7 protein-coding genes and 1 pseudogene are annotated in these 8,292 nt (G+C 53.8%); 6 read left to right on the top strand and 2 right to left on the bottom strand.

Features of this window, described 5'->3' with window-relative positions; all coding sequences use genetic code 11:
• Nucleotides 1-64 precede the first annotated feature (64 nt).
• Nucleotides 65-301: pseudogene (gene ggt / locus PMI21_RS0127840) on the bottom strand (gamma-glutamyltransferase); the annotation flags it as partial.
• A 93-nt stretch (nucleotides 302-394) separates the two neighbouring features.
• Here ggt and PMI21_RS24820 point away from each other — a divergent pair.
• Nucleotides 395-916 (top strand): methylated-DNA--[protein]-cysteine S-methyltransferase, encoded by a 522-nt coding sequence (locus PMI21_RS24820; protein ID WP_007934192.1) that lies wholly within the window; start codon nucleotides 395-397, stop codon nucleotides 914-916.
• 22 nt (nucleotides 917-938) lie between these two features.
• Here the strand turns inward: PMI21_RS24820 and PMI21_RS24825 are convergent, their stop codons facing one another.
• Nucleotides 939-2,750: an ABC transporter ATP-binding protein gene (locus tag PMI21_RS24825; protein ID WP_007934190.1), complete on the bottom strand. Its 1,812-nt coding sequence runs from the start codon at nucleotides 2,748-2,750 to the stop codon at nucleotides 939-941.
• A 248-nt stretch (nucleotides 2,751-2,998) separates the two neighbouring features.
• On the opposite strand from PMI21_RS24825, the gene PMI21_RS24830 reads away from it, so the two are divergent.
• The 5 genes from PMI21_RS24830 (at nucleotide 2,999) to PMI21_RS24850 (ending at nucleotide 8,111) form a co-directional block, all read left to right on the top strand.
• Nucleotides 2,999-3,412: a VOC family protein gene (locus tag PMI21_RS24830; RefSeq protein ID WP_007934186.1), complete on the top strand. Its 414-nt coding sequence runs from the start codon at nucleotides 2,999-3,001 to the stop codon at nucleotides 3,410-3,412.
• A 605-nt stretch (nucleotides 3,413-4,017) separates the two neighbouring features.
• The gene (locus PMI21_RS24835; protein WP_007934184.1) at nucleotides 4,018-4,749 is read left to right on the top strand and encodes a winged helix-turn-helix domain-containing protein; all 732 of its coding nucleotides are present in this window, start codon (nucleotides 4,018-4,020) and stop codon (nucleotides 4,747-4,749) included.
• Between the two features lie 12 nt (nucleotides 4,750-4,761).
• Complete coding sequence (locus PMI21_RS24840; protein WP_007934181.1) at nucleotides 4,762-5,517, top strand: EAL domain-containing protein; 756 nt, start codon at nucleotides 4,762-4,764, stop codon at nucleotides 5,515-5,517.
• Nucleotides 5,518-5,555: 38 nt separating this feature from the next.
• Nucleotides 5,556-6,224 carry a winged helix-turn-helix domain-containing protein gene (locus tag PMI21_RS29815; protein ID WP_007934179.1) on the top strand — a complete coding sequence of 223 codons (669 nt, stop codon included), beginning with the start codon at nucleotides 5,556-5,558 and terminating at the stop codon, nucleotides 6,222-6,224.
• A gap of 492 nt (nucleotides 6,225-6,716) precedes the next feature.
• Nucleotides 6,717-8,111: an undecaprenyl-phosphate glucose phosphotransferase gene (locus PMI21_RS24850; protein WP_007934177.1), complete on the top strand. Its 1,395-nt coding sequence runs from the start codon at nucleotides 6,717-6,719 to the stop codon at nucleotides 8,109-8,111.
• Nucleotides 8,112-8,292: the final 181 nt, after the last annotated feature.

Here is an 8,292-nt window from a genome sequence, read left to right as displayed (position 1 = left end):
TCGGCAGCTGCTACCCGGGATCGAGGCCACCCAGGGAGCTGAGGTGGCCGGTGGTCGCCTGTTTTCAGTAACCGAGTGACAACCCGGTATTACGCCGTGGATCGTTCGCCCCATAGAAGCGGTTCTTGCCCACCGGTTTGCCTTCCAGCGAAGGCGCGCCTACCAGAATAGCCGCGATGTGGTTGGGATCCTGCGGCCCTGTAAACTTATGACCCCAACTTTCGAGCATCTTCCTGGTGTCCGGACTGGTGGCGAAGTTCTCCAGGTTGGTTTCTTCCGGCAACCATTGCTGGTGGAAACGCAGTAGGCAAGTATGGCTGCAATTGCGTATTGCGCCTCCCCGACGAGGCAGTATGCTGGGCCCCTGTTCAGCACGTGTGCGGAGTCCGCCGGCATGACCTACACGTTCACCACCCTGGCGTCGCCGGTCGGCGAGTTGAAGCTGGTCGCGAAAGACTCGCGTCTGGCGGCCATCCTCTGGGAAAACGACAAACCCGGCCGGGTAAAGCTGGGGCCGATGAGTGAAGCGGCGAACAACCCGATCCTGATGCGCACCTCACAGCAGTTGCAGGAATACTTTGCCGGCACACGTAATCACTTCGAGCTGGAGCTGGATTTTGCCGGGACGGACTTTCAAAAGCAGGTGTGGCAGGCGCTGCTGACGATTCCGTTTGGCGAGACGCGCAGCTACAGCGAAATAGCCCGGCAGATCGGCAATCCCAGCGCGGTTCGGGCGGTGGGCGCGGCCAATGGTAAAAATCCGATATCGATTGTCGCGCCGTGTCATCGGGTGATTGGTGCGTCGGGAAAATTGACGGGGTTTGCCGGGGGGCTTGAGGCGAAAGAGCGGTTGCTGACTCTGGAGGGATGTGGATGGTCGGGGGCCGGCAGGATGGGGGATTTGTTTGGTCATTGAAGATCTTTTGATTTCCCCAGAGCTATCGATAACCACGAGCCTGCACATTGAACAACTGCGCATAGCGCCCACCCGCCGCGACCAGGCTGTCGTGATCGCCCCGCTCAAGGATCGCCCCCTGATCCAGCACGATGATGTGGTCGGCATTGCGCACGCTGGAGAATCGGTGAGAAATCAGCAACGTCATGCGTCCTTCAGTGTGTTGGCTGAAATGCTCGAACACCGCAGCCTCCGCCGCCGGGTCCAGGGCTGAGGTCGGTTCATCCAGAATCAGGATATCGGCGTCGCGGCGCATGTAAGCGCGAGACAAGGCGATCTTTTGCCATTGCCCACCGGACAGCTCTTGCCCTCCGGCAAACCACCGCCCCAACTGCGTGGCATAACCGCGATCCAGCCGCTCGATGAAAGGCGCGGCCATGCCCTCGGCGGCCGCTTGCTGCCAACGGGTTTCATCGTTGAACGCCAGGGTGTCGCCCACACCGATGTTCTCGCCGACGGAGAACTGGTAGCGAATGTAATCCTGGAAGATCACGCCGATGCGCCGTCTCAGCGCCTCTTCTTCCCAGACCTGCAAATCGCTGCCGTCCAGCAAAATACGGCCCTGATCGGGGCGATACAGCCGCGTCAGCAACTTGATCAGCGTGGTTTTGCCCGAGCCGTTTTCCCCCACCAGCGCGACACTGTGTCCGGGCAACAGATGTAAATTGATGCCCTGCAAAGCGGCGCGGCTCGCCCCCGGATAACGGAAACCGACATTCTCGAAACGCAAGCCATCGCCCGGCACCGCGCCCACGGTAAGGCTTCCGTTATCGGCCACCACCGGCTCAGCCAGATACTCATAGAGGCTCGACAGGTAAAGGCCATCCTCGTAGAGACCGCTGATCGCGCTCAAGCTGCTGCTCACCGCCGTCTGCCCCTGCTTGAACAGCACCAGGTACATGGTCATTTGCCCGAGGCTGATGCTGCCATGAACGGTATCGACCACGACCCACGCATAGGCCAGATAAAACGCCGCGGTGCCCAGCAGTCCCAGCACAAATCCCCAGCCATCGCGACGCAATGTCAGGCGCCGGTCTTCGGCGTAGAGACGAGCAAACGTGTCCCGATAACGCTGTAACAGCAGCGGCGCGAAGCCGAACAGTTTCACCTCTTTAATGTAGCCCTCATGGGAGAGCAGCGTCTCGATGTAGTTCTGCTGCCGACTTTCCGGCGCCCGGCGCGTGAACAGCCGAAAGGCATCCCCGGAAAAATGCGCTTCGGCAAAGAACACCGGCAGCGCCCCGACCACCAGCAGCACCAACGCCCAGGGCGAAAAATGCACCAGCAACACGCCGAAGCTGATCAATACGATCAGGTTCTGGATCAGCCCCAGCGACTTCATCACCAGCGCCAACGGCCGGGTCGATGCTTCGCGCCGTACCCGAACCAGCTTGTCGTAGAACTCGGAATTCTCGAACTGCACCAACGATAACGTCTGGGCCTTCTCCAGAATCATCGTGTTGACCTTCTGCCCCAACTGCACCCGCAACAGCGACTGCTGCACCGACAGCGCGCGCTGCGTCCCGGACAGCAACGCAAGCACGCCCGCTTCAAACAGCACATAACGCACGACCGGCCACAATGGCGCGCTGCCCTGTTGCGCGTGCAACTGCATCGCGGTAACGACCGCGTCGACAATCCGCTGCCCCAACCAGGCTGCCAGTGCCGGCAGCACACCAGCGATCAGCGTCGCCAGCACCAACCCCAGAAACAGCCCGCGGGACGTTCCCCAGACCAGCAGCAAGGCACGCCTCGCCTGGTCGAGCAAAGAGGCGAAACGGGTAAGGACGGGCATAGGGCGATGGACTCGGTGGCGGATGTAGAGGGGGCGTGGCAGGTCATGCGGTATGTGGAATGAGCGACGCCCACTTTACGTGGATATGAGGTGATAAGCCTCGCCTCGCCCATAGGAAAAACATCTAAAAAAGTATCGTCGCTCACCACGTTTTAGCGCTTTGCTATGAGGAGTCAATGCCTATCGGGATTGGAAGACGAACCTGAACGTCCAACCAATTTGCCCCATTCCATCACCAGGAGCAGAACATGAAAATCAACCCGTACCTGATCTTCAACGGCGACTGCCAGGATGCTTTCAACTTCTACGCCAAAAGCCTGCCAGGCCAGATCGAAGTCATGATGACCTTCGGCGAAACCCCGGCTCGCGACCATGTGCCAGCGGACTGCCATAACCTGATCATTCATACGCGCCTGTTGGTCGGGGATCAGTCGATCATGGGGTCGGATACCACACCCGATCGCCCCAGCGCCGGCATGAGCGGTTGTTCGGTGTCGTTGAATGTCGACAGTGTGGTTGAGGCAGAGCGAGTGTTTGCGGCATTGGTGCAAGGCGGGAGTATTCAAATGCCATTGGAGACGACGTTCTGGGCGGCACGCTTCGGGATGCTGGTCGATCGGTTTGGCGTGTCATGGATGATTAATTGCGAAAAGGACCAATGACCGGCTCCCCCTCTCGACTAATACTTTAGTATAGTGGCCATTCAATGTCAGTTTTAGCTTTTTGTATTCAATAACCTGACGGAATAACTACACCGTTCACAAAATCAGCTTTTGACGTAAAATATTACGAATATAATGCAAAAAGAGTCAATTAATATACCCCCCGCTCTCATTTGCCCTAAAAAGAGGCGACAGTTGAACTGGCGCCTTTTGAACGCGCACCTAAACTGCCATAGAACACCGTGGAATATCCTTATAAATCAACTCCAGATATCAAAAATGCGGACTTTCGCACAATTTATACGCAAGACTTCTCAGTGATGCCTCGTTCTGTAGCCTGATCCGCGGATCAGCCACGCTTCACTGTTGATCATAGAAAAGTCAACCTAGAGGGCCTAGTCCGACGCAAAGGCGCTCACTAACTAAATCGGATATCAGAAAATCAAATTGGCTAAAGCCTCCACAGTTGGCTATGTCATTGAATCAACTGAAACTACTGGCAATGGAATGGCACCTGTTGACAAGCTCAAAATGTTATAAAAAGTCAGATAACTTCAGTATTTTGTGTATTAAGATTGCAACGCCAGCACATATGAGTAATTTGCATGATGAGTACTGAGAGCAAAATCGAAAATAGCCAGAGGGGTATTCTCGCTATTGGGCGCACTTGGCGCTCGGCAGAGAAACTTCGGCAGTTATTTGTACCCAATCTCACGCATATTTATACATTAGATTACACAAACCCGTTAAATCCAGATAGCGAAGCGCAAGCCCACGATGCCGTACTAATCGATATTGAAAGCCCTTCCATTCTTAATGATTGCCTGGCGCTCATCAAAAAGTTACGTACGAGTCCAACAGAACTGTCCATTATCGTTGCAATCAATTTTCGCGCCCCGCAAACCAAAATTGAATGTTACTTGGCCGGTGCCGATCACTGCATCAATGTACCTAACGACCAGGACGAAAAAGCCAGGTTAATTTCAGAGCTGCTCGAAACACCTGAATGGCAGCCCACCGCTAAGTTGACCCTGGACCAAACATGCCTGCACTTATACAACGATGAGTTCAAACTGGATCTGGCCTATCAGGAAATGAAAGCCCTGGATGCGCTTATTAATGCAGAAGGTAATATCCTGCACCATGATTCTATGGCCGAATCCATGGGTTTGAATATCAAGCTCTATGACTCACGTGTTCTGGAGAAATCCATAAGCCGCCTTCGAAACAAAATCAAAAAGCACTTCGGCATCAACATCATTCATAGCGTTCGTGGTTATGGCTATCGATTGCTTCGAGGAGTCGTTTCAGTAAAGCAAGCAAACTTTCATTCTTAAAGGGACTAAACGATGGAGTCCAGCAGGCAATATACCGTGCAAGATAACTTCGCATTGGTTTTCTTCAGGCAATCAATTCTCAAGCGAAACGATGAATTGTTCGGCAGTGAGATTTATGCCAAAGCGACCAAACAGCAGACACCTCTGAACAAGGGGTATCAGCCACTGCATCCCGATCACCCGCTGGCGATTTATCGTGAAGTACTGATGCGGATCCAATTAAATGCCCTTTCACAGATCGAGGCCACACCCTCCCCATCCGCACAGACGCCCAATAAATTGTTCGTGACCATGCACCAATCCGCGTTGTTGGATAAAGCGTTCATCAGGGAACTGAACGACGCTCAAACGACACTCAAGAAGCATGAGCAGCAGTTAATCCCCAGCATTAACGGCAGTTCGTTCCTTTCATTCAATCTCAAAGAAAAAAGAACCATTATCAATCACATTCATTTATTGAAAGACAACGGGATCGAAATCGCTTTCGATGGCTATGACTTAAGCGATGACAGCGTTGAAAAATTGATCAGCCCGAAGCTGTTCGATTACATAAAAGTGGACCTGACCCGATCCAATTTCGACATCATGGTCGATAACAGTCAGGACTTTTTCAACAGGTCTTACGACTGCCTGAGCAGCATGATCCATGACAGCAAGATCAAGTTCATCGCGGACCGGGTCGAGCACAAAGCACTGCACACACTGGCCCGCAGCATGCCTTTCGATTTTTTCCAGGGGAGGTACTACTCGCCGACCGAGGTTATTTAAGCTTTAAAAATTTCACCAAACTAGGAAGGAGCCTTATTGTGAATACGTCAAACAACAGCTTTCTAATTTTCACCCGAGATCAACTGGCACGACAAGCAATAGAATCGCTTCTCGCACAACGCCTGTATTTATCTTTTGAAATCGAATCTGGCAAACTCAGCAGCGAACGCATCCGAAAGAGTCGATTCACGCACATCCTGCTCGACCAGGCCGATATCTCGCTGAGCGATGTCAGCTTTATCCGCAAGAATCAAAAAGATGCGGAAATCATACTCATAACTCCCAACTCGGAGCATTCAGAACTCCATCACTTCTCGCACTTCGGGGTTGATGGCTTTCTCAAGAAACCGGTGGCAGACGAAGAGTTCATCTCTGCAGTCAGCCGGGTTAAAGAGTCGCAGGGTAACCCCGACATCTGGTGGTTTAATGCCGACGACAGAACATTAATCAAGGAAGATATAACCATCCCATTGACCGGCACCGAATCGTTAATGCTCACCCAACTGGTCATCAGTGATCGACGGGTACTCAGCAAGAACGATCTTATTCTACGCATCGATAAAGACCCGGAGAATTACAGCGGCCTTGAAATGTGCTTGAGCCGGTTACAGAAAAAATTCAAGACTGCCGCCAACGGGGAACGCTTGATTCGCTCGGTCAGAAACCGTGGTTATTGCCTGGCACAAAGGATAAGAATCGCTTACTGAGCAAAATCGCAAAAACAATAACAATAAACGCGATTTCCCGCCCCACTCGATACCGCTTGACTGCCTAACCACCTCGCCTTGTACTTCCCGCCGCCTGTCCCTCGCACATCTTTCTCTCCATAGTTCCTGCCCGGTTTCCTCCCGATGGCGGGCAAGCGCTTATCGGAATGCTGCAATTATATAGACGTTTTAGCGATGCCCTCCTAATAAAAGAGCACGACCTTTTATAACAAGGGCACTGGACGTGGTATCCGTTATAATTCGTCAGACACCCACATAGATTAAGGTACTAGTATAAAAACCGGACACTGAGACAACCGTATCAGCTGACTTGAAAACAATATTCGGATGGCCAGCCATAGCCCGCGTTATTCCCTTCCAATAATAAAAATAACTTCTGACCGAACTGCGCTTGCTCAGCCTTTGCGCGTGGCTGCCATTTATTAACCGTCGACTGATACACAACGTGGCGCACGCCCGAGGGACACCGCGATGGTACATAATCGTATTAATCGAAACAGCATAACCAAAGGACTGACCTTCTGGGGGCAATGGATAATTGCCATCACTTCGGTCAATGCGTTGTTATTTGCTCTGGCGTTGTACCAGACAGGAGAAATCGAAGCTCATTATCGCGTGCTTGCAGTGCTTACTCTCCTCGGTTCGGTCCCCTCTTACTCCCTGCTTCTGGTCTATCACAAGCAGCATGGTTACCTGACCGGCCTGGGTCGTCTGCTGGTGGGATGGCTGCTGACACTGGCCGGCCTGACCAGCATCGGCTTTCTCAGCAAGACCAGCGAATTGTTCTCCCGGGAACTCATCCTGGTCTGGGCCGTCGCCGGTTATTGCGTGCAGGCCTTGCTGTACCTGCCTTTGCATAGTTTTTCCAGGCACTACCATCGGCAACTGCACAGCCAATACAACACCCTGATCATCGGCACCGACCAATTGGCGGTGAATCTGGCGGACAAACTGGCCAAAACCGAGTTTCCACCGCTGGTCGGCCTGATCAGCTCAAAACCCAACGAGCTGTCGACCAACGTCAATACCCACCGGATCGTGGGCCAGCTGCAGGAACTGCGCGAACTGATCCGGGTGCACGATGTCCGGCGGTTGTACATCGCGTTGCCCTTGAGCGAAGCCAAACAGGTCGAAGCACTGTATATCGACCTTCTCGATTCGAATGTGGATGTGGTCTGGGTTCCCGACCTGGGCAGCATGACGTTGCTCAATCACTCCGTCAGCGAGCTGGATGGCCTGCCCGCTATCCACCTCAATGAAAGCCCGCTGACCAGTTACCCGACTGCGGCACTGAGCAAGACCCTGCTGGACAGAGGCCTCGCCGCCCTCGCGCTGATCGGCTTCAGTCCGCTGCTGCTGGTGATCGCCGTCGCGGTGAAGATCTCCTCCCCGGGGCCGATCATTTTCAAACAGGAACGGCACGGCTGGAACGGCAAAATCATCAAGGTCTGGAAGTTCCGTTCCATGCGCCTGCACGACGACCACCAGGTCCGCCAGGCCGGCCGTGAAGACCCGCGCATTACCCCGGTTGGCCGTTTCATTCGACGCACATCCATCGATGAGCTGCCGCAGTTCTTCAACGTGCTGCAAGGCCATATGGCACTGGTCGGGCCGCGGCCGCATGCGATTGCCCATAACGACTACTACACCGGCAAGATCCAGGCCTACATGGCCCGTCATCGAATCAAACCGGGCATCACCGGGCTGGCCCAGATCAGCGGCTGCCGTGGCGAAACAGAGACCCTCGACAAGATGCAAAAGCGTGTGGAGATCGACCTCAACTACATCAACAACTGGTCGTTGTGGCTCGACATCAAGATCCTGATCAAGACGCCCTTTACGCTTTTTTCAAAGGACATTTATTAACCCCCGCGATTCACCCCCCCGCCTGTTCTTCAGCTTGTGGCTAACAAGGCCACAGTCCGGGCAGTCAGATCTCTGACTGCCCGGAGCCCTCGCCGCCTCCACCGCCTTATCCCATTCGCACTCTTTTTGTAGCAACTGCCGAAGTCTGCGTTCGCCTGTAGCAGCCTCGCAGGCTCGACAG

The sequence above is a fragment of the Pseudomonas sp. GM18 genome, from assembly GCF_000282195.1.
Lineage (GTDB): Bacteria > Pseudomonadota > Gammaproteobacteria > Pseudomonadales > Pseudomonadaceae > Aquipseudomonas.
This window is presented reverse-complemented; position numbering and strand designations above follow the sequence as displayed.

Bases quoted from the DNA above. Each gene is read 5' to 3' on its own strand.
- PMI21_RS24835 (WP_007934184.1), top strand. From the start codon at position 4,018: ATGATGAGTACTGAGAGCAAAATCGAAAATAGCCAGAGGGGTATTCTC.
- PMI21_RS24830 (WP_007934186.1), top strand. From the start codon at position 2,999: ATGAAAATCAACCCGTACCTGATCTTCAACGGCGACTGCCAGGATGCT.
- PMI21_RS24840 (WP_007934181.1), top strand. From the start codon at position 4,762: ATGGAGTCCAGCAGGCAATATACCGTGCAAGATAACTTCGCATTGGTT.
- PMI21_RS24820 (WP_007934192.1), top strand. From the start codon at position 395: ATGACCTACACGTTCACCACCCTGGCGTCGCCGGTCGGCGAGTTGAAG.
- PMI21_RS24850 (WP_007934177.1), top strand. From the start codon at position 6,717: ATGGTACATAATCGTATTAATCGAAACAGCATAACCAAAGGACTGACC.
- PMI21_RS24825 (WP_007934190.1), bottom strand. From the start codon at position 2,750: ATGCCCGTCCTTACCCGTTTCGCCTCTTTGCTCGACCAGGCGAGGCGT.